Source organism: Shewanella sp. KCT (assembly GCF_007636505.1).
Lineage (GTDB): Bacteria > Pseudomonadota > Gammaproteobacteria > Enterobacterales > Shewanellaceae > Shewanella > Shewanella halotolerans.
This window is the reverse complement of sequence record NZ_LVDJ01000016.1, coordinates 40,860-65,490: the sequence shown is the minus strand read 5'-3', so window position 1 is coordinate 65,490 and position 24,631 is coordinate 40,860. Positions and strand designations below refer to the sequence as shown.

The 24,631-nt window shown below is 57.2% G+C and carries 23 protein-coding genes; 12 read left to right on the top strand and 11 right to left on the bottom strand.

The genetic code is table 11. The features are described from left to right. Positions 1-48 precede the first annotated feature (48 nt). Positions 49-855, top strand: coding sequence for an NRDE family protein (locus tag AYI87_RS18480; RefSeq protein ID WP_144204139.1), 807 nt, complete (start codon positions 49-51; stop codon positions 853-855). Here AYI87_RS18480 and AYI87_RS18475 read toward each other — a convergent pair. Further along, the gene (locus tag AYI87_RS18475) at positions 852-1,274 is read right to left on the bottom strand and encodes a YybH family protein (RefSeq protein WP_144204162.1); all 423 of its coding nucleotides are present in this window, start codon (positions 1,272-1,274) and stop codon (positions 852-854) included. The two genes, AYI87_RS18480 and AYI87_RS18475, sit on opposite strands and share 4 nt — an antisense overlap. A 113-nt stretch (positions 1,275-1,387) precedes the next feature. Here AYI87_RS18475 and AYI87_RS18470 point away from each other — a divergent pair, with 113 nt between their 5' ends. Continuing rightward, positions 1,388-1,939 (top strand): lysophospholipid acyltransferase family protein, encoded by a 552-nt coding sequence (locus tag AYI87_RS18470; protein ID WP_144204138.1) that lies wholly within the window; start codon positions 1,388-1,390, stop codon positions 1,937-1,939. Positions 1,940-2,014: 75 nt separating this feature from the next. Next, positions 2,015-2,638: a LysE family translocator gene (locus AYI87_RS18465; RefSeq protein WP_144204137.1), complete on the top strand. Its 624-nt coding sequence runs from the start codon at positions 2,015-2,017 to the stop codon at positions 2,636-2,638. On the opposite strand, the gene AYI87_RS18460 is transcribed toward AYI87_RS18465, so the two are convergent. Further along, entirely contained in the window at positions 2,635-3,885 is a 1,251-nt protein-coding gene (locus AYI87_RS18460; RefSeq protein ID WP_144204136.1) for a mechanosensitive ion channel family protein, read from the bottom strand. The two genes, AYI87_RS18465 and AYI87_RS18460, sit on opposite strands and share 4 nt — an antisense overlap. A gap of 183 nt (positions 3,886-4,068) precedes the next feature. Here AYI87_RS18460 and AYI87_RS18455 point away from each other — a divergent pair, with 183 nt between their 5' ends. Both AYI87_RS18455 and AYI87_RS18450 read left to right on the top strand, forming a co-directional pair. Further along, complete coding sequence (locus tag AYI87_RS18455) at positions 4,069-4,593, top strand: porin family protein (protein ID WP_144204135.1); 525 nt, start codon at positions 4,069-4,071, stop codon at positions 4,591-4,593. Positions 4,594-4,686: 93 nt separating this feature from the next. Beyond that, positions 4,687-5,400 (top strand): DUF3157 family protein, encoded by a 714-nt coding sequence (locus AYI87_RS18450; protein ID WP_144204134.1) that lies wholly within the window; start codon positions 4,687-4,689, stop codon positions 5,398-5,400. Between the two features lie 65 nt (positions 5,401-5,465). Here the strand turns inward: AYI87_RS18450 and AYI87_RS18445 are convergent, their stop codons facing one another. From AYI87_RS18445 to hutC, 4 genes are all read right to left on the bottom strand, one after another. Further along, positions 5,466-5,945 carry a PaaI family thioesterase gene (locus AYI87_RS18445; protein ID WP_144204133.1) on the bottom strand — a complete coding sequence of 160 codons (480 nt, stop codon included), beginning with the start codon at positions 5,943-5,945 and terminating at the stop codon, positions 5,466-5,468. Between the two features lie 150 nt (positions 5,946-6,095). Beyond that, positions 6,096-7,628, bottom strand: coding sequence for a histidine ammonia-lyase (gene hutH / locus AYI87_RS18440; protein ID WP_011867550.1), 1,533 nt, complete (start codon positions 7,626-7,628; stop codon positions 6,096-6,098). 27 nt (positions 7,629-7,655) lie between these two features. Then, a complete protein-coding gene (hutU, locus tag AYI87_RS18435) occupies positions 7,656-9,326 on the bottom strand; it encodes a urocanate hydratase (RefSeq protein WP_144204132.1) in 1,671 nt (556 codons plus the stop codon). A 122-nt stretch (positions 9,327-9,448) separates the two neighbouring features. After that, a complete protein-coding gene (gene hutC / locus AYI87_RS18430) occupies positions 9,449-10,156 on the bottom strand; it encodes a histidine utilization repressor (protein WP_144204131.1) in 708 nt (235 codons plus the stop codon). A gap of 185 nt (positions 10,157-10,341) precedes the next feature. Here hutC and hutI point away from each other — a divergent pair, with 185 nt between their 5' ends. Then, entirely contained in the window at positions 10,342-11,568 is a 1,227-nt protein-coding gene (gene hutI, locus AYI87_RS18425; protein ID WP_144204130.1) for an imidazolonepropionase, read from the top strand. Between the two features lie 729 nt (positions 11,569-12,297). Here hutI and AYI87_RS18420 read toward each other — a convergent pair. Beyond that, on the bottom strand, positions 12,298-12,522 hold the full coding sequence (locus AYI87_RS18420) for a GDCCVxC domain-containing (seleno)protein (RefSeq protein ID WP_144204129.1): 225 nt from the start codon (positions 12,520-12,522) through the stop codon (positions 12,298-12,300). Positions 12,523-12,835: 313 nt separating this feature from the next. On the opposite strand from AYI87_RS18420, the gene AYI87_RS18415 reads away from it, so the two are divergent. Next, a complete protein-coding gene (locus AYI87_RS18415) occupies positions 12,836-13,906 on the top strand; it encodes a hypothetical protein (RefSeq protein WP_144204128.1) in 1,071 nt (356 codons plus the stop codon). Positions 13,907-13,937: 31 nt separating this feature from the next. Here AYI87_RS18415 and AYI87_RS18410 read toward each other — a convergent pair whose 3' ends face one another. Continuing rightward, positions 13,938-14,468, bottom strand: coding sequence for a helix-turn-helix transcriptional regulator (locus tag AYI87_RS18410; protein ID WP_144204127.1), 531 nt, complete (start codon positions 14,466-14,468; stop codon positions 13,938-13,940). Between the two features lie 236 nt (positions 14,469-14,704). Here AYI87_RS18410 and AYI87_RS18405 point away from each other — a divergent pair, with 236 nt between their 5' ends. Genes AYI87_RS18405 through AYI87_RS18390 form a run of 4 tightly spaced genes read left to right on the top strand, consistent with a single transcriptional unit; the run spans position 14,705 to position 20,331 of the window. Continuing rightward, positions 14,705-15,937: a TolC family protein gene (locus AYI87_RS18405; RefSeq protein WP_144204126.1), complete on the top strand. Its 1,233-nt coding sequence runs from the start codon at positions 14,705-14,707 to the stop codon at positions 15,935-15,937. Continuing rightward, positions 15,934-16,974: a membrane fusion-like protein gene (locus AYI87_RS18400; RefSeq protein ID WP_144204125.1), complete on the top strand. Its 1,041-nt coding sequence runs from the start codon at positions 15,934-15,936 to the stop codon at positions 16,972-16,974. The genes AYI87_RS18405 and AYI87_RS18400 overlap by 4 nt, the downstream gene beginning before the upstream one ends. A 1-nt stretch (position 16,975) precedes the next feature. Then, positions 16,976-20,029 carry an efflux RND transporter permease subunit gene (locus AYI87_RS18395; RefSeq protein WP_144204124.1) on the top strand — a complete coding sequence of 1,018 codons (3,054 nt, stop codon included), beginning with the start codon at positions 16,976-16,978 and terminating at the stop codon, positions 20,027-20,029. Further along, complete coding sequence (locus AYI87_RS18390) at positions 20,026-20,331, top strand: DUF3240 family protein (protein ID WP_144204123.1); 306 nt, start codon at positions 20,026-20,028, stop codon at positions 20,329-20,331. Before AYI87_RS18395 ends, AYI87_RS18390 begins: the two co-directional genes overlap by 4 nt. A 56-nt stretch (positions 20,332-20,387) precedes the next feature. Here AYI87_RS18390 and AYI87_RS18385 read toward each other — a convergent pair whose 3' ends face one another. From AYI87_RS18385 to AYI87_RS18375, 3 genes are all read right to left on the bottom strand, one after another. After that, positions 20,388-21,335, bottom strand: coding sequence for a PDC sensor domain-containing protein (locus tag AYI87_RS18385; protein ID WP_144204122.1), 948 nt, complete (start codon positions 21,333-21,335; stop codon positions 20,388-20,390). A gap of 273 nt (positions 21,336-21,608) precedes the next feature. Next, positions 21,609-22,760, bottom strand: coding sequence for an alpha/beta hydrolase-fold protein (locus tag AYI87_RS18380; protein ID WP_144204121.1), 1,152 nt, complete (start codon positions 22,758-22,760; stop codon positions 21,609-21,611). Positions 22,761-22,803: 43 nt separating this feature from the next. Next, entirely contained in the window at positions 22,804-23,610 is an 807-nt protein-coding gene (locus AYI87_RS18375; protein WP_011867564.1) for a tetratricopeptide repeat protein, read from the bottom strand. A 240-nt stretch (positions 23,611-23,850) separates the two neighbouring features. On the opposite strand from AYI87_RS18375, the gene mtnC reads away from it, so the two are divergent. Next, positions 23,851-24,528 (top strand): acireductone synthase, encoded by a 678-nt coding sequence (mtnC, locus tag AYI87_RS18370; protein WP_144204120.1) that lies wholly within the window; start codon positions 23,851-23,853, stop codon positions 24,526-24,528. The last annotated feature ends 103 nt before the right edge of the window (positions 24,529-24,631 follow it).

The following is a 24,631-nucleotide window of genomic DNA, read 5'->3' as shown; positions in this document are numbered from 1 at the left end:
CGCCACGGGAGGCTAAGTTAGAGACAAACGCCCCCTCTGGAGCCATCCATGTGCATTCTCTTCGTCGCCCTCGAGGTACATCCCAGGTATCCGCTGATCCTCTGTGCCAATCGGGACGAGTTTCACCACAGACCCACGGAGCCGGCCCACTTTTGGCCCCCTGACAATCGGCTGCTGGCGGGCAAAGATCTCGAAGCCGGCGGCAGCTGGCTCGGGGTGAATCGCCAGGGCGAGATCGCCGCACTCACCAACATTCGCGCCCCAGAGCTGCACGAGGCCAATCGTCACAGCCGGGGCGATCTGGTGATCAAGGCGCTGACCCAGTCCCAGACCATAACTACGGGCTGGCTCAGGGAGCACAGCCAACACTACAACCCCTTCAACCTGCTGTTCGGCAAGGAGTTAGAACTCTACTGCTACCACAGCGTCAGCAAGACGATGAAGCGGCTGTCACCTGGCTTTCATGCCATCAGCAACGGCGCCCTCGACGATATCTGGCCCAAGATGGCCAAGGGGACCCAGGCCCTGGAACGGGAGATCACCCAAAGTGACGAGATAGATATTCAGGCCCTGCTGACCATAATGACAGATGAGCGTCAGGCGCCCGATGCGGATCTGCCGCAAACCGGCGTCGCCCTCGAGTGGGAGCGGCTACTCTCCTCCATCTATATCAAGCATCCGGAATACGGCACCCGCTCGACCTCCATCCTGCTGCGGGACAGACAGGGCAAGTGTGAGTTTGTCGAGGTCAGGTACGATGGTAAGGGGAGAAACCTGGGCAGGCAGGTGTTTAAGTTCGAGACTGGTCCCGAACAAGGGGCCGAAATGGAGGATGAATCGCCGAAAACGGCCTAATCCGACGAGTGATCGTGCGTGATCACCCACTTGTCGTCTATCTTCTCCACCAAGAGAGTAAATACGCCGTTGGGCTTGTCTTTGACCCGGGTCAGCTGCCAGCGGCCCACGACGATGGCGGCATAATTGCTGAGCATCTTGGTCTCTTCTATGGTGAACTTGAGCTGCCCCAGGGTCGCCTTATCGGGATAGTTCTTCTTGTAGGCCGCCAGCGTCTCGGCCCAGCCATAGCGGAATTTATTGCCCGAGACGAAACGCATCTTGTCACTCTGCCAGTAGCCTTGCATATAGGCATCCAGATCGGCGCGATTCCAGGCCGCCTCCTGATCCCGCAGGATATTGGCGATATCGTCCGTCGGTACCGCCTGCACCGGGAGTCCCAGCAGCAGGAGCAGTAAAATCCATCCTTTTTTGTTCATCATCTTCTCCAGAGGGAGGCATCAGGGCCCGTTTAGTATATATTAAAAGCTTGGTAAGGCATTATCTTCTCTATAAAAATGCCTCGTTAGACCGATTCAGTAGAGCCCAATTTATGTTTCAATCTTTGTGTAAAGCTATCCTCAAACTCAGCGGCTGGACCATAGACGGTCGACTCCCCGAGGCGCCTCAATATATCGCCATCGTCGGCCCCCACACCAGCAACTGGGACTTCATCGTCGGCGTATTGGCCAGGGGCGCCCTGGGGCAGAAGATCCACTTCCTCGGCAAGCATCAGCTGTTTATTCCCCCCTGGGGCTGGCTGTTCCGCGCCATCGGCGGCACCCCGGTGGATCGCCGCAAGAACAACAACTTGGTGGACGCCGCGGCGCAACTGTTTCAGCAAGATCCCGAGTTCAAGCTGGCGCTGGCGCCGGAAGGCACCCGCAGCCCGGTGAAACGTTGGAAGACAGGCTTCTACCATATCGCCACTAAGGCGCAGGTGCCCATAGTCACGGTAGCGCTGGATTTTGCCGGTAAACGTGTGGTGATCCCCGAGGCGATTAGCGTCACAGGCGATATCGACAAGGAGATGGCGCAGATCCTCGACTTCTACCGCACCATCAAGGGCCGCCACGCCAAGGCCATCCCCGATTACCACGCCTAAGACAGCCTAACAGATTGCCAAATCGGGTCGCACTGGTTATAGTGCGGCCACCAGCATTTTGTATACAATTTTCAGATGAACTTAGATACCTGGCTACTCTATCTGGCGGCGATCCTGCTTATCGCCATCTCACCCGGCACCATGGCGGTGCTGTCCATGAGTCATGGGATCCATTTCGGCAAGGTGCGCAGCCTGGCCACCGCCCTGGGTAGCGTCAGCTCGGCCCTCTTGTTGATGTTTGCCTCAGCCGCCGGCCTGGGCGCGCTGCTGAGCGCCACCGAGTATGGCTTTACCCTGCTTAAGTATTGCGGCGCGGCCTATCTTATCTATCTGGGGATCAAGCTGATACTGACCAAGGCCAGCGCACAGGGGCTGGACCTGCAACACATCAAGGGTAAGGGCACACCTAAGCAGATGTTTAAAGAGGCCTTTCTGGTGGGGATAAGCAATCCTAAGGATCTGCTCTTCTTCGGCGCCCTGTTTCCACAATTTATCGATATCACGGCGCCCCAGGGGCCACAGCTCGCCATACTGGCGCTCACCTGGGCCCTGGTGGATTTCAGCTTCGTGATGATCTATGCCAGCATGGCAAACGTGCTGGCCCCAAAACTCAGGGCCAGCAACCGCCTGCATTGGTTCGACCGCACCAGTGGCGGCGTGTTTCTCACCCTGGCCGCCATACTCGTCACCCGAGACTAACCCTTAAGACTACGCACATCGGCGCCGGTAGGTGCCTGGAAGGCCCGCAGGTTAAACTGAGGCAGAATCGCATAGATATGATCGAAGATATCCGCCTGAATATCCTCGTAAAACGCCCAGCGGGTATCGTTGGTGAAGATATAGATCTCTATGGGTAACCCCTCTGTGGTCGGCGCCAGCTGACGCACCAGTAGTGTCATCTCCTGATGCACCTTAGGGTGCTTACGCATATATTCCAGCAGATAGGCCCTAAAGGTGCCGACATTGGTGAGGTTACGGCTATTCACCGGCATGTCGCCATCCTGAATCTTGGCGTTGAACTCGGCGATCTCCGCCTCTTTGCGGGCCAGGTAATCCTTGAGCAGATTGATCTTACCCAGGCGTTTAAGCTGTTCGTCACTGAGAAAGGCGATGGAGTCGATATCGATATTGACCGCCCGCTTGATACGCCTGCCGCCCGACTCAGACATGCCGCGCCAGTTCTTAAAGGCGTCGGATACCAGGGCGTAGGCGGGGATCATAGTGATTGTCTTGTCCCAGTTCTGCACCTTGACCGTGGTCAGCGAGACCTCCTCCACCGCACCGTCGGCGCCATACTTATCCATCTGGATCCAGTCACCCGGGCTGACCATGCGGTTGGCCGCCAGCTGAATACCGGCCACGAAACCCAAAATAGTGTCTTTGAACACCAACATCACCAGACCCGTGGCGACACCCAGGCCGCTGAGGAAATAGACCGGCGACTGCTCCGCCAGCACAGAGATCGAGATGATGATGGCGACGAAGAACATAAACAGCTTGAGAAGCTGCACGAAACTCTTGATCGGCAACCGGCGGCTGATCATGTTGACGTCGGCGATCTCGTTACCCGCGTCCAGCACGCTGTAGACGGCCCGCACGAAGAGGATCACTATCGCCACATCCAGCAGTCTGTCCGCCAGGCTGCTGAGCAGCGGATGCTCCACCAAGGCCAACGGCAGCAAGATGTTGAGGATCAAGGCGGGTACCAACTTGGCCAGCTTCTCCAGCACCCTGTGCTGCATGAAGATGTCGTCCCAACGCACCTTAGAGCGCTGGATCACTATGTTCATTGTGCTCACCACGCCACGTTTCACCACCACATAGCCGATGAAGGCGATCAACAGACAAGCAAAGACCATGACGCCGGTAGATACCCCGTCCGATGGACTATCTATGCCGAAGTGGGTCAACCAGAGCGACACCTGTGAGCGTAATTCTTGATCCAAAATTCTCTCTCCTTGCAAATTCACCTGTTGTGGCTAATCCGATAATGAGCCTGCAACAAGGCTATTTCAGCACACCAACAAAAGCGATACAACTACTTATTTTCAAAGCTATTTTAGCCTATCTGATTGACTGTAATACAGAGATTCTCAACAATCCATTGTCCCGTGATGATGGAGAGAATTATGCTAAAGCCTCTACTCGGCGCCGTCTTGCTCGTCGGCGCCAGCCCCCTGTTGGCGGCAGACCAAACCCAGGGGCCAAGCCCCAAGACGGCCATCACCCTGGATTATATTCCGGCCGAGTCGGCGCTCTATGGTATCACCCTGGCACCCAGCCATTATGACAGGAATTATGCCAACTGGGGCTACTATCTGGGCTATGCCCAGAGCCAGAAACGGGACATAGAAGTGGAGGCCCCCAGCGAAGCCTATACCCAGGATAAACTGTGGCGGTTCGGCCTCAGCTATGGACTCACAGACCACCTCAGCCTCTACGGCGGTGCCAGCGCCTACACCCATGAATACTCCTACACCAACAATATCTCGCCGCGCATCGTCGACGGTAAGCCCACTTGGGAAACGGAGCGGGAGACTCGCTGGGGCGGCGAGCTCGGGGTCCGCTATCGGCTAGGTCGTCATCTGGTGCTTGGCCTGGGTTATGACTCGGGCAGCCAGTCGGCGCTCTTCAGCCTGGGCTACAGCAACTAAAATCCGCTAATCGCGATCCAGGCATATAGGAATTTACTGCGAGTTTGACTATGCTAGAGGCCACAGACAAACCGCTAAAACTGGTTAAATTCAATGTATAAAGCACTACAAAGCTGCGCCATCATGGCCCTCTTCCTCCTGATGGCTCCCGCCTTTGCAGCCGATAAGGCTGACGATGCCGTCGCGCTGATCACCCTGGAAAATGGCGCCACCGTCAGACTCAACGCCGACTTCACCTGGGAATATGTGTTCCTGACGCCTCAGACCACCTCTGCCACAACAGAAGGCCAGGCGATAGAGAGCCAGGGGACAGAGACAGTCCAGACACAGGCTAATACACAATCTAATACACAAGCCATGACACAAGCCGAGCAGGCCAGTCAGCCCGTCGCCAAGGTGCAGCCTGTGGTGATCGCCAGCGGCCCGGTCGTGGGCGGCGCCATGACGGCATCAGCCATGGATCATGCCAACCTGCTGCGTTCCACCGCCAAGGGTGGCGCCAAGGTGAGCTACCTCAAGAGCCAGTGGGACAGCAAGGGCCGCCTGGGACTCAACTTCGAGCTCAGCAGCAACAGCGAAGAGAACTATGTGATCATCGAGATGGAGATCGGCCTGTATGCCGACTCGGGCGAGCTGATCAAGACAGAGACGGTCAACGTCTGGCAGGCGATCTTCCGCGTGCCAGAGACCTATCTGCGTAAGGGACAGACCCGCGACAGTGAGACCTTCTGGATAGAAGGCATAGACAAGGCCAGGTGGAGCAAGGAGCTGATGACACTGAAGATTATCGACATGAGCTCGCGCTAACCCTGACGGCTTAGCAAAGCAAATCGTTAGTCGAAAAGAAAAACAGGCCTTAATGGCCTGTTTTTTTATGCGGACGTTGCGGCCATGGTCTCTGGCATCTTGACCGCCACCATATGGCCGCGGGCGCACAGCTTACCGTCTGCCGACAGGGCAATCTCCACCACCACCTTGCGGGGCTTCACCTCTTTGATCTCACCGACAAGCTCCAGCCCCACCCCCATGGGGGTCGGCGCCAAGTAGTCTATGTTGAGGGCTGCGGTGACAAATCTTGGCGGCTCATCCAGCTGCTCCCCCGCCTGTTCGAGCGCTCGCTGGGCGGCGGCGCTTGCACTGCCGGTGCCGTGACAATCGATAAGCGAAGCAATAAGGCCGCCATAGACGAAGCCTGGGATCGCCGTATGAAAGGGCTCGGGGGTAAAATGAGCTATGGTCTGCTCACCGCGCCAGTAACTCTTAAGCTGATGACCCTGCTCGTTGTTGCGTCCACAGCCATAACAATGGCTCAGGTCATCTGGGTAGGCATCCTGAAAGGCGATTCCCTGCATAGTAAACTCCTCGACAAATTGGCCTTCTACGCTAGCGAGATAGCGCCCCCATGGCAACACAGACTTATGGACTAATACCGATCCTAGTTGGCCCTATACGCCATCCAATAAAAAAGGGCCCTAAGGCCCTTTTCGCTCACAACATTTCCACTAGAGGCTAGGTAACACGCCAGCCGGTAGATACTGGTTGTAGCTGGCGCTCAGCAGCAGGTCGGTAGCCGCCTCGATATCCGGACCGAAGAATCTGTCCTTATCATAGTAGGCCACCACCTCACGTAGCTCGGCCTTAGCCTTAGCCACGGCCGTCGCAGGCTGCAGCGGTGCGCGGAAATCCAGGCCCTGAGCCGCCGCCAGCAGTTCAACCGCCAGCACGCCACGGGTGTTTTCCGACATGTCGCGCAGACGACGCGCCGCAAAGGTCGCCATAGAGACGTGATCTTCCTGGTTGGCCGAGGTTGGCAGGCTGTCGACCGAGGCTGGATGGGCGTAGGTCTTGTTCTCAGAGGCCAGGGCCGCCGCAGTCACCTGAGCGATCATGAAACCTGAGTTCACCCCGCCGTTTTCCACCAAAAATGGTGGCAGCTTAGAGAGGTTAGAGTCGATCAACAAGGCGATACGACGCTCGGCGATGGAGCCCAACTCGGCCAAAGCAATCGCCAGATTGTCCGCCGCCATGGCCACAGGCTCGGCGTGGAAGTTACCGCCCGAGATGATATCGCCGGTATCCTGGAACACCAATGGGTTATCGGTTACGCCGTTGGCTTCGGTGGCCAGCACCTCGGCGGCGTGACGGATCTGAGTCAGACAAGCACCCAGCACCTGTGGCTGACAACGCAGCGAATAGGGATCCTGCACCTTCTCACAGTTGATGTGATCTAGGCTGATCTCAGACTCATCACCCAGCAGGTGACGGAACACGGCGGCCGAGTCGATCTGACCCTTCTGACCACGGGCCGCATGGATGCGTGGGTCGAATGGGCTACGGCTGCCCATGGCGGCCTCGACGCTCATGGCGCCTATCACCGAACTGGCCGCAAACAGATCTTCGGCGTTGAACAGACCTTCCAGCGCCAGGGCGGTAGAAGCCTGGGTGCCGTTAAGCAGCGCCAGACCTTCCTTCGCCGCCAGTTCGATTGGCTTAAGGCCGGCGATCTCCAGGCCTTCGGCGGCCGAGATGATCTGGCCCTTGTAGCTCATCTCACCCTCGCCCAGCAGCGGCAGACACATGTGTGACAGCGGCGCCAGGTCGCCCGAGGCGCCTACCGAGCCCTTCTCGGGCACGCATGGGTAGACTTCGGCGTTCACCAGGGCGATCAGGAAGTTGATCACCTCGAGACGAATACCAGAGAAACCACGGCTCAGGGAGTTGATCTTCAACACCATCATCAGACGCACTGTGGCGTCTTGCATATACTGGCCGGTACCGGCGGCGTGTGACAACACGATAGAGCGCTGCAGCAGCTGCAGATCTTGCTCACCAATCTTGGTGTTGGCCAGCAGACCGAAACCAGTGTTGATGCCGTAGACGGTGCGGCCTTCGTCAAGCACCTTCTGTACCAGACCAGCACTGGTGTTGATATCGGCAACCGCGCTGTCACACAGCTCCAAGCTCACCTTGCCACGGCTGATGGCTCTTAGCTGTGCCAGGCTCAGGGTGCCTGGCTTTAATACTAAATGACTCATAGTTACAACCTCTTGTTCTTATTGTTTTTATAGGTCGAGCATGGGCAGATCTAGGCCCTGCTCCTTGGCGCACTGCTTGGCGATCTCATAGCCCGCATCCGCATGACGCATCACGCCGGTGGCCGGGTCGTTCCACAGCACACGGCCCAGACGCGCCTCGGCCTCATCGGTACCATCGGCAACGATCACTACACCCGAGTGCTGGCTGAAGCCCATGCCGACGCCGCCGCCATGGTGCAGAGACACCCAGGTCGCGCCGCTTGCCGTGTTAAGCAGGGCGTTCATCAGCGGCCAATCCGATACTGCATCGCTGCCGTCCAGCATAGATTCTGTCTCACGGTTAGGGCTGGCCACAGAACCAGAATCCAGGTGGTCACGACCGATCACGATTGGCGCCGACAGCTCGCCGTTTTTCACCATCTCGTTGAAGGCCTTAGCCAGACGCGCCCTGTCTTTCAGGCCGACCCAGCAGATACGAGCAGGCAGCCCCTGGAAGGCGATGCGCTCGCGCGCCATGTCCAGCCAGTTGTGAAGGTGTGGGTTGTCTGGGATCAGCTCCTTCACCTTGGCATCTGTCTTGTAGATATCTTCCGGATCGCCAGAGAGCGCCGCCCAGCGGAAGGGACCTATGCCTTCACAGAAGAGTGGACGCACATAGGCGGGCACGAAGCCTGGGAAGTCGAAGGCATTTTCCACGCCCTCGTCAAACGCCATCTGGCGAATGTTGTTACCATAATCTGTGGTGGCCGCGCCCGCTGCCTGCAGGGCCAGCATGGCTTTCACCTGTACCGCCATCGACCGCTTGGCCGCCTTAACCACGGCCGCTTCATCTTTTTTGCGCATCTCGGCGGCGTGTTCTAAAGTCCAGCCCTGTGGCAGGTAGCCGTTTAGTGGGTCGTGGGCCGAGGTCTGGTCGGTCACTACATCCGGGGTGATACCACGCTCTACCAGCTCGGCGAAGATGTCGGCGGCGTTGGCGAGCAGGCCAACAGACACAGGCTTGCCGCTCTTGTTGGCTTCGTCGATCATCGCCAGCGCCTCATCCAGGCTAGTGGCCTTCTTGTCCACATAACGGGTACGCAGACGGAAGTCGATGCGAGTCTCGTCCACCTCACAGGCCAGTACAGAGTAGCCCGCCATGGTGCCAGCCAATGGCTGAGCGCCACCCATGCCACCCAGGCCGCCGGTGAGGATCCACTTGCCGCTGGCGTCGCCGCCAAAGTGTTGCTTGGCCATGGCCACGAAGGTCTCGTAGGTGCCCTGTACTATGCCCTGAGAGCCGATGTAGATCCAAGAACCGGCAGTCATCTGGCCATACATGGCCAGGCCCTTCTTATCCAGCTCGTTGAAGTGTTCCCAATTGGCCCAGTGTGGCACCAGGTTAGAGTTGGCGATGATGACGCGCGGCGCGTTGCTGTGGGTCTTGAACACGCCCACAGGCTTGCCCGACTGTACCAGCAGGGTCTCGTCTTCTTCCAGACGCTGCAGCACCTCTACGATCTTGTCGTAGCACTGCCAGTCACGGGCCGCACGGCCGATACCGCCGTAGACCACCAGGTCTTCCGGACGCTCGGCGACATCTGGGTGCAGGTTGTTCATCAGCATGCGCATCGGCGCCTCGGTGAGCCAGCTCTTACAGCTCAGCGTAGTGCCATGTGGCGCTATGATGCGACGGCTAGGGTCGTGTCTCTTATCCATTCTTGCTTACCTCAATTTGCTGTCTCGATGACATTATTTTTATCTTTATTCAGTAACTTATTACCTGTTGCAGCCTAAGTGCTGCTAAGGGAAACAGGCCGTTCCCAAATGGGTTTATCGCCTTACCGGTTGAAGGTCAGGTGTCCGCCGAGGCGGAAACGGCTGCCCGGATGCAACAGGCGAGCGAAACTCACCACGCCCTGACGGGACCAGGTACGACGCAGGATCTGTAGGCAAGGCTCGCTTTGGGTTATCTGCAATCGCTCGCGCTGAATATCATCGGCCACCACGGCCTCTATGGTGTGGCGGGCCTCGGTGAGCGGCGCCACGAAGGAGAGATATTCGTGGGGCGTCTGCAGGCTAAAGTCCTGGGCCAGATAGTCGGGCACCAGCTGGGGGTTAACGAAACGCTCCTCCAGCTGCAGCGGCGTACCCTGCTCGCAGTGCACCAGTACCGAGTAGAACACCTCGCTGCCCTCCTCGAGTCCCAGGGCGATGGCGATCGGCGCCGTGGCCTGAGTCTGGGTCAGTGCCAGCTGCTTCACGCTGTAGCCATGGCCCCTGTCCTTGATCTCGTCGGCGATGTTGCGGATCGCCATCATGGAGGATTGCGACTTAAGCCCGGCGACGAAGGTGCCCAGTCCCTGGGAGCGCTCGAGCACGCCGGACTCGGTCAGCTCGGTCAGGGCGCGCCGCGCCGTCATGCGACTACAGGTAAACAGCTCGGCCAACTGGTTCTCCGACGGCACACGGCTATGCTGCTGCCACTCGCCGGACTCCACCTTGGTCAAGATAAACTGTTTGATCTCTGCAAACTTGGGCGTCGCCATCTCTGCTCCTCTGTGGGCGCACCCAATGGATTATTACTTCCCAGGCATCGCCGCAAACTCGATTACACTTTTCAAATGCTGAAAATTACCGCTATAATCCTAGCTTGTATATACAAGTAAATACAAGCTAGCTCACATAAATTTATTGCCGCCACCGTTAGGGCGCGCCAGTCGAGGGAAACATAATGTCTTGGGATCAGGTTTGGATTGACGTCAACATCGCCACTATGGACCCTGAAATTTCAGCGCCTTACGGTGCGATCACCGATGCCGCCATCGCCGTCAAGGAGGGCAAGATCGCCTGGATGGGTCCTCGCAGCGAGCTACCCGAGTTCGATGTCTTGTCAACGCCGGTTTACAGAGGCAAGGGCGGCTGGCTCACCCCGGGCCTTATCGATGCCCACACCCACCTGGTGTTCGCTGGCAATCGCGCCAACGAGTTTGAGCTGCGCCTCCAAGGTGCCAGCTATGAAGAGATCGCCCGCGCCGGCGGCGGCATCATCAGCACGGTCAAGGCCTGCCGCGAGGCCAGCGAGGCCGAGCTGTTCGAACTGGGACGCCAACGCCTCAATGCCCTCGCCAAAGAAGGGGTGACCACGGTCGAGATAAAATCCGGCTACGGCCTGGACACAGAGACTGAGCTCAAACTCCTCAGGGTCGCCCGCGTGCTGGGCAAGCATCACCATGTGGATGTGAAAACCACCTTCCTCGGCGCCCATGCCATTCCGCCCGAGTATAAAGATAACAGCGACGCTTATGTGGACCTGGTGATCGACGAGATGCTGCCTGCTGTGATTAACGAAAACCTGGCCGATGCCGTGGACGTCTTCTGTGAAAATATCGCCTTCAGCTTGGAACAGACAGAGCGGGTGCTGAGCGCCGCCAAAGCCGCCGGGCTGGATCTCAAGCTGCACGCCGAGCAGCTCTCTAATCTGGGCGGTTCGTCCATGGCCGCCAAATTGGGCGCCAAGTCGGTGGACCATATCGAATACCTGGACGAGGCCGGCGTGAAGGCCCTGAGCGAGAGCGGCACCTGTGCCACCCTGCTCCCCGGCGCCTTCTACTTCCTGCGGGAAACCCAGATGCCGCCAATCGACCTACTGCGCCAATACAGTGTGCCCATGGTGCTAGCCAGCGACTATAACCCAGGCTCTTCGCCGCTCTGCTCTAGCCTGCTGATGCTCAACATGGGCTGCACCCTGTTCCGCCTCACCCCAGAGGAAGCTCTGGCGGGCATGACTCGTAATGCCGCCAAAGCGCTGGGAGTAGAGGCCACTGTCGGCGTACTCAAACCTGGCATGCAGGCCGACTTCTGCCTGTGGGATATCACCACCCCCGCCGCCCTGGCCTACAGCTATGGGGTGGATGTGTGTAAGGAAGTGGTGAAAAACGGGAACTTGGTTCATCAATAAAGATGATGAAGTAATCTTCTTGTTTTGTGCCCCTAAGGGTTTTGGTATCTGGCAAGTGAATGAGATAACCATGGCTTAATAGGTTATCTATCACCTGCGGTGGGCTTATGTGCAAGCACTCTTTTGGCACGGTGAGTGAAGCGCAGCTTCTAGCTCACGAACGAGAGGCATGGATGCCGAACTGGCTTTTAAACAGGGACGTTGTTCAAGCCCATCCTTGGGTGCTCTGCGGTGGCATCTGATGTGAATGGATTCACAAATGCAGCGATGACATGGATGTCAAAGAGCTGCCATGCCACCGAAGGCCAAAAGCGTGCTTACACCCGGTCATCTGTCTCTTCGATTTGGCCTCAACTATTTCATCTATGAAATGCGATCAAATTTGGATATTTCCTTGTTCTTCTATCACTTATGAGTTTTCCTTCTGTTGACCTAACAGATACAAAATCATGTTAATCGAAGAGACGTTGGATAAGGTGTGTAGGTATGTCTGAGGGTATCGAAAACAGGGATGTTTTCGTTAAGCGGCCAGGGATGGCTTTACAGCGTCCCGAAGACGTACCTGCACATAAGCCCGCGGCAGGCGATTAACAGCAATTATGGTAAGATATACAGTCACCTATATAAATGACAACTCAGCGCAAAGTTAATAATTTGCTCTTTACCTCACAGGCTCAGTTCCAAACCATTATTAAAGAGAGCCCGCGCTAATCCCCACCATTCTGGGTCTCAAGAAGACCTACCCTGACAACACCCGCCAAGTTGTATTGGCGGACACTTCACCGTGCCGTAGGAGCAGAAGACGCAGCAGTCGCCGGGGAGGGGTTTGAGAATCTCGTGGCAGCCCTGGCATTCGTAGAAGAATTGGCAGGCATCCTGGGGCATGGTCTCCACACGCTTATGACCGCAGTGGGGACAAGTGATCTCGGATTCGAGTTGGATAGAATTAGCCATAATAACCTCACACAAGGATCATCACCTTAAGCTACGCCGATTGGGCGCAAATAAACAGTGCCGGGCTCACATTGCAGCAAGCAAGAATCTCGACTATTACCTAGCCAAAAACCGCGCTAAATACCAACGATGAGGCAAGATAGTTTTGCGCAAGCTGTAAAGCTTGGTGATTCGATGATAAACCGCCTGTAACGCCGATATTACCTAGGTTTAAGTCAATTTCTTTAACCATCGACTCTCGCAAAATAAGGATAGCCACTATACCTAAAAGATCTCCCCTTGCTTGATCAAGCCTGATCGATTAGGAGTCGCTATGAACAGCCACACATTCTCCCGCGCCTATCCCCTGTTAATTGCCAGCCTGCTCGCCGCGGGGCTCACCTTCAGCCCAAGCAGTCAGGCCGACTTGCTATCTGACATCTGGGATAAGCTCAAGACCACGGCAACGGACGCCGCCGACGCCGCAGAGGATGCAGGCAAGACAGTTACCAACACGGTAGATATTCAGGGTAAGGTGCTGATCCTGCAGCAGGCACAGCAGAGCTTTAACGGCTACACCCAGCAGATGTTCGACATGATCGAGAATGCCGGCAGTGAAGGCCGCATGGTGATCCAGCAGGAATTTGAGGGGCTGGCCGCCTTCGGTGGGGCCAGCTGCGCCGGGGGTAGCGAGTGCTACCGCTTTAAAAACGATCTTATCGCCTTCGTGAACGATCTGGAATCCACGGGTAACCTGTTGTTTAACATGCAAGACAGCAGCCTGCTCGGCAACATCTATCACTTCGACCCCATGATCAGCCTGATCGATGCCATGCCGGGCTACTCCCTCTATCCCCTCTATCGCGCCTTCACGGTCGACGGCGGCGCCTTCCAGTCGGGATTCTTCGATGTGTTTCACGAGATGACGACTCATCTGCAAACCCTGAGGCAGGGACTCGGCCCCAACAGCAACGCAAACTTCAACTTCGACAGCCTGGTGGGCGACAGCTGCCAGTTTATCAACCAAAATCCTGCCGAGTTTGAACAGGCCGCCTTCTTCGTCACCGCCGGGGCGGGCTCCATCAAACTGTTTGGTCAGCTGCTCAAGGCCCTGGGCACCACCAAGATTGAGCCTGTCGCTCAGGTGCACGGCTATGTGGGCGGCACCATAAAAAACAACCCACTGAAGAAGTTCGGCGAGCTGCTCAACGGCATCTCTTCGGCGGCGCTGACGGCCGCCAATTATGGTCATAACAAGCTGAGATACTGCCAAACCCAGGCGATTCAACAGGCGATCATCGCCAACCAGCAGGAGGTGCTCAGCAATCAGGTACTGCTGCTCGAACGTCTGGAGCGCATGGAAAACAGCCTGCCGGCGGGTTGGGCCAGGAAGGGCGGGGAATAACCCTCGACCTGAGGGCGCTGACAAGCAGAGACTAGGCCGCCTCGTTGCTCGCCAGCTCCTGATTGTGGTCTTGAATGAAGTCTTCCATAAACCAGGCGCAGAAGGTGTGGCGGCCATCCACCTCGGCCTTACCATAGATGGTGGAGGCCTGCTGACGCACCGTCTTCTCCTTAGTCTGGCGCACCTCGGCGATCTCCTTAAAGCTGAGCCCCTTGAGGATAAGAAACGCCACCTGCTGCTCGCTCTTGGTGAAGCCCCAGGTATCGAACTGGCTGGCCACCGCCTGACTATACTCCTGGCGGGCGGCGCGCATCTGGGTAGATAGGTTGTCTATCTGCTTGTCGGCCTGGGCGAGCCTGTGGGCCAGTGCCTTGACCTGCCGGGAGCGACGCATTAGGTCGCGGCTCAGGTAGAGGGTGGCGATCACGGTCAGCAGCACCAAGACACTCTCCTGGGCGATATGCCAAGCGGGGATCTCCAGCTGCACATCGGCGACAATATCCACCAGCTTAAACAACATGATAAGCACCAAGAGGGCGATGATAACCAGATCCTTTTTCATGGATATTCCTACTCCTATCACGGCATGCCCACACTCAATTACGCGCCAGACAGCCAAAATCCACAGGCAAACCTACAGCCGAAAACCGATAAAACAAAAAGGCGAAGCAACACAAAATCAATAAGTTAACTTATGGTACATATGTACCATAGGCCGCTTTATGATACATCTCCCTCAAGACAGGGGCGGCACAATCAATAGACTGACGGCACACTTTAATACCACAGAAATCGCTTATGTCCGTCGTTAAGTCTTGTATCAAGATATGTCTGTTGACCGCATTAAGTAGCAGTAGTTTCTTTGGCTATGCGGCCTCGACTCATCAACTCCATCACCTGCTGAAGATCAGTAAGTCCAGGCTCCCCAATGCCAGCGCCCAGGCGCCCGTCATCGAGGATGAACGCGCCCAGCAGCTGAGCAGCTCAAGCTGGTTGATGGGGCTCCCCAGCATCAGCCTGAGCCATCTGGGTAGCCTGGACAATGGTAACAGCTACGAGCAGGAGGTGTCGCTCAATTTGCCATTAAAGTCCCCCGGCGCCTACGACAGCGACAGCCAGATCAAGCAGTTGTCCCAGGCCATAGGCAGCCAGCAGCAGGCGCTGCAGAATCTTTACCTCTCCGGCCTTATCCGTCAAAGCATCTGGGACTATCGTCTCGCCACGGTCAAGTTGGCCCAGCTGGAGCGCAAACGTAAGCTGCTGGATAAGCTGCATCAACAGCAGAAGCGCCTCACCGACGTGGGCGAGCTGCCTGTGGCCAACCTGCTGCTACTCGAGCGCGAACAGGTGGATATCGACCTGCAGCAGATCCAGCTTAAACAACAACAGGCCGAGGCGGCCTCGCTGTTTTACCGTCTCACCGGCCAGCAACAGCCACCTGAATCCATCGATGATGAGCCAAGCGCCGAGCTGCGGCAGGTGTCCGAGTTCGACAACCAACTGGCCCTGCACCCCCTGTGGCAGCTGCAGCGACTACAACAGCAACAGGCGCGTCTGCTGATCGAGCGTCAGCAGGCGGGCACGCAAGATCCCTGGACCCTCTCTCTCACCGCCAAGCGTACCGCCGACGACCAGCTCGACGACAATCAGCTGGGGCTGGGGATCACTGTCCCCCTAGGGGTGAGCTCCGCCCTGTCCCAGAGTGACCTCGCCAGCTGGCAACAGACCAACCAGGAACAGCTACTGCAAAGCGATCGCATCTATCTACAACTCAAGACCCAGGCGGAGAAGCTAGCCAAGCAACAAGAGACGCTAGACCAGCAGCAGCGACTGCTCAAGCAGGGGCTCTCCCTGAGCCGCACCATCACCGAAAAGCTGGCCAAGGTGAAAGATCAGAACCAGGTGAGCTATGAGATCTGGCTGCGCCGCTACATGGATGCACTGGATACCGAATCGCGTCTGGCGCTAAACCGGGTCAGCCAACAACAACTCCATTCTCAGCAACTACAAGCCTTAGGAATCTCATTATGACGGCCAAGTATGGTGCCAGCCTCCTCTGTTTATCCGCGTTTCTCTCCGCCAGCCTTATGCATCCCGCTCAGGCCGAGCCATTAAGCTTAGAGACCCTAGGCAAGCTTGCCTTAAGCTATGTGCAGCCGCAGAAGGTGGCCAGCTATGAGGGCAGCGCCCTGCCCGCCCAGGTCGCCCGCCTGCCCGGCAACGATTACTGGGTCAGCACGCCAGAAAATATTCAGCAGGTCACCTTCCTGGTGGGCCAAGGCCAGCCCGTCAGCCAGGGACAGGCCATCGCCAGGCTGACCGGCCCTGAGGTGTTTCACTTTTTGGCCCAGGTCGAGGCCGCCAGCAGCCTGTATCAACTGGCGAAGCAGCGTTACGATCGCAACCGCCCGCTGCTGAAGAACGGCAGCATCAGCGCCGATAAGTGGCGCGAGATCAGCCAGGACTATTTTGCCAGCCATCTCGAATATGAACATATGCAGCATTTCATGGCCATGGTGCTCGCCAAGGATGAGGCCAGCGAGTCGCTGACCATAGGCGCGCCCGTGGCCGGTATCGTCAAACTCAATCAGCTAGACACCCCCTACCACGCCGGCACTCAGCTCTTCTCTCTGGTGCCCAGCGATGCCATTCGCGTCCGGGTCAATGTGCCCATGAGCCAGTCGGCCTCGCTGTCGGCAATCAACATCAATGCCTGTCATCTCACCATAGATGCCCAGTCGGCCATCGCCGACGGTGCCTTTATCAACGCCTGGTCTGAGCCGGTTCCTCAAGGCTGTAACTTGTTGCTGGGACAGCAGATAACTGTGATACCCGAGTATCAAAAGGCCGTCTACCTGCTGCCCAAGCATAGCGTCTTCAGCTGGGAGCAGGAGAGCCAGGTATTTACCCAGCAGGCGAGCCAGCTCGAGGCGGTCACCATAGAGATTTTGGGGTCGACGCCGGAGCAGTACATAGTCGCCAGCGACCAGGATCTGAGCCAGATGCAGGTGTTGTCGCAGTCGGTAGCGGCGGTGAAAGGGATCATGCTCGGCCTAGGGGGCGAATAAGATGCTGACCTCGGTAATACGCTTCTCCCTCACCCAGCGCCTGTTTGTGCTGATCGTCGCCGCCATTTTGATGGCCGCCGGCGGCAAGGCCTGGCTGGCGATTCCCTTAGATGCCTTTCCCGATATCTCACCCACCCAGGTGAAGATCATCCTCAAGGCGCCTGGCATGACACCCGAAGAGATAGAGGCGCAGATCACTGTGCCCATAGAGACAGAGCTGCTGGGGATCCCCAATCAGGCGATTCTGCGCTCGACCACCAAGTACGCCATCAGCGACATCACCCTGGATTTCGCCGAAGGCACAGACATCTACTGGGCGAGGCAGCAGGTGAGCGAACGCCTGGCCTCCGTGTGGGACAGCTTTCCCGAAGGAGTCTCCGGCGGTGTCGCCCCCATGAGCACTCCCTTGAGCGAGATCTTTATGTTCTCCCTGGAAAACCCCAACCTGTCGCTGATGGAACGCAGGCAGCTGCTGGAGTGGGAGGTGCGTCCCTTGCTGCGCACTGTGCCCGGGGTGGCCGACGTTAACATTCTCGGCGGCTATGCCAAGAGCTTCAGCATCAATCCCAACCCGGCGGCCATGGCGGCGGCCGGCATAGGCTTTGCTGATCTGCAGCAGGCGATCAAGGACAACAACCACAACGAGGGCGCCGGTAAGCTCACCATAGGCACAGACACCATTATCGTGCGCGCCGAGGGCCGCATCGACGATATCGACGAGCTGGGACAACTCGTGGTGAAGGCCGACGATGCCAAGGTCTATCGCCTTAAGGATCTGGCCGAGATCCAGATAGGCCACCTGGCGCGCTACGGCGCCGTCACCAAGGATGGTGATGAGACCGCCGAGGCGTTGATCATCGCCCTGAAAGACACTAACACGGCGCAAGTTGTCGACGGCATTAAGCAGAAGCTAGCGCAGATCCAGACTAGCCTGCCGGAGGGCAGCGTGATCAACACCTTCTACGATCGCGCCAACCTGATCAACACCGCCATAGACACCATATCCAGCGCCCTGTTCGAGGCGGTGCTACTGGTGATCGTGCTGCTGGCGCTATTTCTGGGGAATGTGCGCGCCGCCTTGGTGGTGTCCCTGTCGCTACCGCTGGCGGCCCTAATGACCTTCCTGCTGATGGATCTGTTCGACCTGTCGGCCAACCTGATGAGCCTGGGCGGCCTGGTGATCGCCATCGGCATGTTGGTGGACTCCTCTGTGGTGGTGGTCGAAAACATGGTGAATCAGATCGCCTCCAAGCAGCGACTGCCGCGCCTGCACCTGATCTTCCGCGCCACCAAGGATGTGGCCATCCCTGTGGTCTCGGGTACCATCATCGTCATCATAGTCTTCTCGCCGCTGCTGAGTCTCACCGGCCTGGAGGGCAAGCTGTTTACCCCAGTGGCGGTCACCATAGTGTTTGCCATGCTCTCCTCCCTGGTGCTGGCGCTCACCGTGATCCCTGTGATCGCCTCCTATCTGGTGAACGAGAAGGCGGCCCAGGAGCCTAGGGCGATAGAGAAGCTCAAGGCCGCCTACCTTGGCAGCCTGAAACGCACCTTCGAGGCGAAGAAAGGCTTTATGCTGATCGCCTTCAGCCTGCTGATCGTCAGCCTGGGGCTGTTTAGCCTGGTGGGCAAGACCTTCATGCCCACCCTGGATGAGGGCGATATCATTTTGCAGCTGGAGAAGTCGCCCTCTATCTCGCTGGAGGCCTCCATCGCCATCGACAAACAGATACAGCAAACCCTGCTGACCAAGGTACCTGAGATCAAGCAGATGGTCGCCCGCACCGGCGCCGACGAGATAGGCCTGGATCCCATGGGGCTGAACGAGACGGACGTGTTTCTCGAGCTGGCCCCGCGCAGCGAGTGGCGCTTCGATACCAAGGCCGAACTGATCGAGGCGATTCGCGGCGAGCTGCTGCAATACGCCGGGGTTAACTTTAACTTCACCCAGCCGATCCAGATGCGGGTCTCCGAGATGCTGACCGGCAGCATAGGCGATGTGGCCATCAAGGTGTTCGGCACAGATATTGACACCCTGGGCACACTGACCGGCGAGATCCAGCAACTGGTGAGCGCCACAGACGGCAGCGTGGATGTGAAGATGTCGCTTATCGAGGGTAGCCCCTTCATCAACCTCACCCTGGATAACGAGCTGGCGAGAGGCTTCGGCATGAGCACCATGGAGTTTGCCCGCTACCTCAAGAGCCAACTCGAAGGGGTGGCGGTGACCGAGGTGCTACAGGGCAAGAAGCGCACCCCAGTGCTGATCGCCAGCGGCGAGGGTAAGCTTGGCAGCATCAATGAGCTTAAGCAACAGCTACTGGTGATGCCGGATCACTCCCTCAGGCGCCTGACCGATGTGGCCAAGCTCAGCTATAAGGAGGGCCCGATACTGATCGAGCGGGAACAGGGCGATCGCTTCTCGGTGATCACCACCAACGTCGAGGGACGGGATATCGTCGGCTTCGTCGAGGAGCTTAACGCCAAGATAGACGAGCAGATCAAGCTGCCGGCTGGTTACAGCGTCAGCTTTGGCGGCGAGTTTGAGAACCAGCAGCGCGCCACCAACAACCTGCTACTGGTGATCCCCATCGCCATGGCGCTGATCACCCTGATCCTCTTCACCACCTTCGGCTCCCTCTCCAAGGCTGGGCTGATCCTGGCCAACGTGCCCTTCGCCATGATGGGCGGCATCGTCAGCCTCTACCTGTCGGGGGAATACCTGTCGGTCCCCGCGTCGGTGGGCTTCATCGCCCTCCTGGGGGTGGCCGTGCTCAATGGCGTGGTGATGGTCAGCTACTATGAGCAGACCCGTCACCTGTTTAGCGACCTGCTAACCCGGGTGGAACAGGGCGCCATGCGCCGCCTACGCCCCATCCTGATGACGGCCACCACCGCCATGTTTGGCCTGATGCCGCTGGTGTTCGCCACCGGTCCTGGTGCCGAGATCCAGAAACCCCTGGCCATAGTGGTGATAGGCGGCCTGCTGACCTCCACCATCACCACCCTCTACCTGTTGCCTATCCTCTATTACTGGCTGGAGAAACGCCGATGAGCAGTGAACAACTACTGGTGCTAATCGCCCAGAACGATATTAAAGACGACATAGTCGACACCCTGATCGAGCTGGATTTTCTCTCCGGCTTCAGCCTTGGCAATATCTGTGGCTTCAGCCGCGAGCACAGCCACTTCAACATCAAGGAGCAAGTGGAGGGCTATCGGGAGTTCTGCAAGTTCGAGATCATGCACCCCAGCAGCCAGCAGCAGGCGCTGCTCGCCGAACTCGCTCGGGTGTGCCAGCACAACCCCTGCCGCTACTGGATCATGCCGATCCAGCAGACAGGTACTCTCTGCTAAATTTGGATAACGCCTTATGCCTGTACTCTTTAGCCTATGGCTTAAGAGCCAAGGGCCTAAGGCTTACCATTGCCCTGCTTGAGCAGTAGCTCGGCCTTGGCGCCGAGAAACACATAGATCCCCAGCCCCACCAGCAGGCCGACCACGGCGAACATCATGCCGATGGCGGGCTGCACATACTTCATCTCTCCCAGAGAGGCCTTAAACATGGTCAGCAGGGCCTCGATGGAGATGGCGATCAAGATGGTGGAGATAAAGCGGGTGATGGTGCGCCGGGTTGAGCTGTGACGGAAGATATCCTTGTGCATCAACACCTCCTCTTCGAGAATCGTCTTGCCCAGATCGAACACCGCCAGGGCCAGGGTGATGAAGATGATGATGCTAAAGGGCTTGATGGAGCCGCTGGGCACCAGCCCTTCGGCGAGCAAGGCGGCGATATCCACGGTCGCCATGCTGATCAGCACCAGCACCATGATAAACAGCCCGACCACCAGCGCGGTATAGACCCCCTTGAACAGGGGCGTCGCCCTACGCCTTGCCCGGTCGCCCATCATAAACTCAATCAACTGAGTGAGATTGATATCCACCACGATAAAGCCCCGCCCCGATTCGTCTTCGATACGATAGGAGGCCGACAGGCAGAGCTGGCCGCTGGCGTTGGAGAGATAGGGTGTGGTGATCTTGAGCAACTGCGTCTCCTGCGCCTTGGAGAAGTAGGGCCTGTGGCTTCTACTCAGGTTGCGCCCCACGGGGATCGCCTGCACCACACGATTGACTATGGCCACGTTGTCGCTGATCTGCACTCCATCACCGTCGAGCACATAGAGCAGCTCGATAAAGGGATAGCTGTTGGCGATCTCGGCCATGGCCCGCACCCGAAAGCCAGGGTCGGACAGCATCAGGGGATCGCTTATCCCCACCAGAATCGACTCCAGCAACTCCTTCACCAGCTGCTCATGTTCATGGTACCGCTCGATCACGCTCAAGTAACTCATTGCCGCCATAGACTGCTCCCCTTAGATAACGACTCTAAGCTTTGCAACTATGGCGCCAATCCCACTCGAGGGCACAGAAACCCGGCTAAGGCAGAGGAGAACGCCGCGACATGGGGCGAAAACCCAGGCGGGAGGAGGCTGATAAGGAGATGAATCTCCCGAGCCTGGGCGTGCAATTCGCTCTGACTGCGCCGAAACACACTGGCATCTGCACCAAAAGAGGGCAGATGCCGGCGTATTTCAATAAAGGTAAAGGGTGAAGATAACCTTATGTAGAATCAATTAGTGCCGCTGCGCCTCTAGCGCGGCCAGGCTCTCGCTGTACTTGCGTGTCCAGAAGGGATGATCTGTCTTGGCCAGCGCCTGCTTCTGCTGGGCTATGGCTAAGTCGAACATCTTCAGCTCGCCATAGGCTCTTGCCAGGGCATCATGGGCGGTGTGGGAGTCAGGATTAGCCTCCACCGCCGCCTGATAAACAGCCAGCCCCTTGTCGCTATCCTTGGCAAACTCGGCGTCCGCCAGGGCGATCAGCGAATCGGTGGACGGCACGGGGAAGCCATACTTCTGCTGCGACAGGTAACTATAGTGGTCGAGAATCGCCTTCACGCCGCCCTTGGCAATGTCTGAGTCTGGCGAGAGCACCCTGTGGTAGTCGTCGAACAGCCACTCTATGCCGTAGGCGGTCGCCAGGATCGGCTGGGTCATATAGTAGGTGCCGTCGAAACGCTTCACCTTATGGTGCAGCGCCGGATGATTTGTGGTCTCGAGCAGCTCCTCTAAAGCCGCGAAATCCGCCAGCTGTCGCCGCTCGAAATCGCTGTCGCTGGTGGTCAGCATCAGGTAGCGTGGCTTGCCCTTGAGCTTCTCCAGCTTGTCCGCGGCCGACTTGATCACATAGGCAAAATCGTCACTTAATACCGGGCTCGCCGCCAGGTAGGCGTTGAACAGCTCTGGGCGATTGAGCAAGGTGTAGAGCACCAGGCCGGCGTTGCCGGTAAAGCCGTTCATGATACGAAAGCCGTTGGTGCGATACTTGGCGTCGATGGCGGGCAGCAGCGACTGCTCCATGAAGTCCAGCAGGGCGACGCTGCCTTCCTGCTCTATCGCCTGACTCTTCAACTTGCCCAGCGCCTGGTCGCCATCGGGCGCAGTGACGATTATGGTCTCCAGCCAGGGCCAGTCGCCGTTGTGGCTCATCCAGTCATGCATCCCCTCGAGATAACCGCGGCTGCGGGGATGAAAGTCGAACAGCAGCACATAGCGCTTATCTAGGTTCTCGCCATAACTGGCGGGCAGAGTGACCTTGAAGGCCATGGGCTTGTCGACACCCGGCGCCTTAACCATCAGAGTTTCAAGGTTGGTCGGCGCCGCCTGAACCAGGTTCAAGCCACTGCCGAGCAGTAAGATAACACCAGCAATCCATTTATTTATCACGTGTATTCCTTGTTATTGTTAAGTGATAGGGCGACCTGAGCCATTACCAGGTGGACATGAGAAAATCGCGAATACGCTCTCTGTCTTCCTGAGTATTACAGGAGATCATCTCGCCACAGGTACGACCCCGCAGCGAGGTCCCCGTACTGCTGATGCCATCGGGCACACGAGCACGCAAAGTGGCGATATGGTAGGAAAACACCTCTTCCAGACTCGGGGCACGTACCTCGATCACCTCCATCTCATCTGTCGGAGCGGCCTGACTCTTGGGCGTAACCGGCGCCACCTTAGCCTGGCGCTTGACCTCGAGGGCCACCTCACTAACTTCGGCCAGCAGATTAAGTGTCGGCTCATGACCCGCCTCATAGGCCTTGGTCAGGTAGTCCTTGGCTTTCACCTTGTCCTTCTCCACCAGCTCGCCTTCTACGTAGAGCATTCCCAACAGGTGAGCCGCCTCGTTAAGATCGGCGCGGTTGGCGTCTCGCAGGTAGCGCATCGCCTTGTCGATATCCTGATTCTCACCCTCCTGTAGATAGAGGATGGCCGCCTTGTACTGAGCAAAAGGATTACCTAACTTAGCCGCGCGGCGATACCACTTAGTGGATAAACGCATATCGCTCTCTGTGCCATAGCCCAGACGGTACATCTCGGCCAGGGTGTACATAGCATCGGAATGGCCATAACGGGCCAGCGTCTTGTATTCCTTGAAATGATCGACGCATTCGCCACGCTCACAGCTCTCCAGCTGAATCGGCAGCGGCTTTACTTTGATCTTGGCCGCAAGAGGCAGGCAGTAACTGCCAGCAATCAAGACTAAGCAGCTAATAAATTTGAGGTATTTAACAGTCATTCGCCCTTCCTTGTTTCCCTTTCCATGTTTTACGCCCCAAGCGAGTGAGTATGATATTTAAGCAAAAGCAAGTCAAACCTCCACCCGAAAACGCCAGACCTGTTTCCCCTTGTGATCCGCTGCGCCTTCGCTCGTCTTTGGGCGATAATTCACTAGCCAAAGGGGCGTTTTCAGCTTAGGATCTGGCCTGTCATTTAAGCGAATCATTTCTATTAATGCATAGTGGAGTAAGCCAACGTTATGGGTATTCGAGCCATAGTTGTAGATACAGCAGGTACAACAACCGATCTGAACTTTATTCAGGACACCCTTTTTCCCTATTCGTCTAAGGCACTCGCTGATTTTTTAGAAGATAATCAAACTAATGTATTGGTCGACAACTGCATCAGCGACGTGAAAGATATCGCGCTGGAGCCGGACGCCTCACTGGAGCGCGTAGTAGAGATCCTGCAGCAGTGGATTGCCGAAGATCGCAAGGCCACTCCGCTTAAGACGCTGCAAGGCCTGATCTGGAAACAGGGCTACGCCCAAGGCGAATTTAAGGGCCACATCTACCCTGACTTCATCGACAGCGTGAAAGAGATTAAGGCGCAGAACGTGCGTCTCTATAGCTTCTCTTCCGGCTCTGTGGATGCCCAGAAACTGCTGTTCAGCCACAGCGACGGCGGCGACCTGACCGAATATTTCGATGGCCACTTCGACACCCGCACCGGCAACAAGCTGTTTAAACAGGCCTACCTTAACATCATCAACACCATCAGCCTGGCGCCTAAGCAGGTGCTGTTTATCTCTGATGTGCTCGAGGAGCTCAAAGCTGCCGAGCAGGCGGGGATGCGTGTAATGCAGATGGTGCGCGAGACCACCCAGCGCACCGGCGACTACCCACAGATCACCAACTTTAAAGAGTTGAGCTTCTAATCTGTCGCTTTGAAAAATAAAGGCACCCCAGGGTGCCTTTTTTGTTGCCCGCTCGCCAAACAGATCGAAGAACGAGAGAAAGCCTCATCGAAATTCATTAGCC

Coding starts and splice junctions, on each gene's coding strand:
- AYI87_RS18480 (WP_144204139.1), top strand. CDS start 49: ATGTGCATTCTCTTCGTCGCCCTCGAGGTACATCCCAGGTATCCGCTG.
- AYI87_RS18475 (WP_144204162.1), bottom strand. CDS start 1,274: ATGAACAAAAAAGGATGGATTTTACTGCTCCTGCTGCTGGGACTCCCG.
- AYI87_RS18470 (WP_144204138.1), top strand. CDS start 1,388: ATGTTTCAATCTTTGTGTAAAGCTATCCTCAAACTCAGCGGCTGGACC.
- AYI87_RS18465 (WP_144204137.1), top strand. CDS start 2,015: ATGAACTTAGATACCTGGCTACTCTATCTGGCGGCGATCCTGCTTATC.
- AYI87_RS18455 (WP_144204135.1), top strand. CDS start 4,069: ATGCTAAAGCCTCTACTCGGCGCCGTCTTGCTCGTCGGCGCCAGCCCC.
- AYI87_RS18450 (WP_144204134.1), top strand. CDS start 4,687: ATGTATAAAGCACTACAAAGCTGCGCCATCATGGCCCTCTTCCTCCTG.
- AYI87_RS18445 (WP_144204133.1), bottom strand. CDS start 5,945: ATGCAGGGAATCGCCTTTCAGGATGCCTACCCAGATGACCTGAGCCAT.
- hutH (WP_011867550.1), bottom strand. CDS start 7,628: ATGAGTCATTTAGTATTAAAGCCAGGCACCCTGAGCCTGGCACAGCTA.
- hutU (WP_144204132.1), bottom strand. CDS start 9,326: ATGGATAAGAGACACGACCCTAGCCGTCGCATCATAGCGCCACATGGC.
- hutC (WP_144204131.1), bottom strand. CDS start 10,156: ATGGCGACGCCCAAGTTTGCAGAGATCAAACAGTTTATCTTGACCAAG.
- hutI (WP_144204130.1), top strand. CDS start 10,342: ATGTCTTGGGATCAGGTTTGGATTGACGTCAACATCGCCACTATGGAC.
- AYI87_RS18420 (WP_144204129.1), bottom strand. CDS start 12,522: ATGGCTAATTCTATCCAACTCGAATCCGAGATCACTTGTCCCCACTGC.
- AYI87_RS18415 (WP_144204128.1), top strand. CDS start 12,836: ATGAACAGCCACACATTCTCCCGCGCCTATCCCCTGTTAATTGCCAGC.
- AYI87_RS18410 (WP_144204127.1), bottom strand. CDS start 14,468: ATGAAAAAGGATCTGGTTATCATCGCCCTCTTGGTGCTTATCATGTTG.
- AYI87_RS18405 (WP_144204126.1), top strand. CDS start 14,705: ATGTCCGTCGTTAAGTCTTGTATCAAGATATGTCTGTTGACCGCATTA.
- AYI87_RS18400 (WP_144204125.1), top strand. CDS start 15,934: ATGACGGCCAAGTATGGTGCCAGCCTCCTCTGTTTATCCGCGTTTCTC.
- AYI87_RS18395 (WP_144204124.1), top strand. CDS start 16,976: ATGCTGACCTCGGTAATACGCTTCTCCCTCACCCAGCGCCTGTTTGTG.
- AYI87_RS18390 (WP_144204123.1), top strand. CDS start 20,026: ATGAGCAGTGAACAACTACTGGTGCTAATCGCCCAGAACGATATTAAA.
- AYI87_RS18385 (WP_144204122.1), bottom strand. CDS start 21,335: ATGGCGGCAATGAGTTACTTGAGCGTGATCGAGCGGTACCATGAACAT.
- AYI87_RS18375 (WP_011867564.1), bottom strand. CDS start 23,610: ATGACTGTTAAATACCTCAAATTTATTAGCTGCTTAGTCTTGATTGCT.
- mtnC (WP_144204120.1), top strand. CDS start 23,851: ATGGGTATTCGAGCCATAGTTGTAGATACAGCAGGTACAACAACCGAT.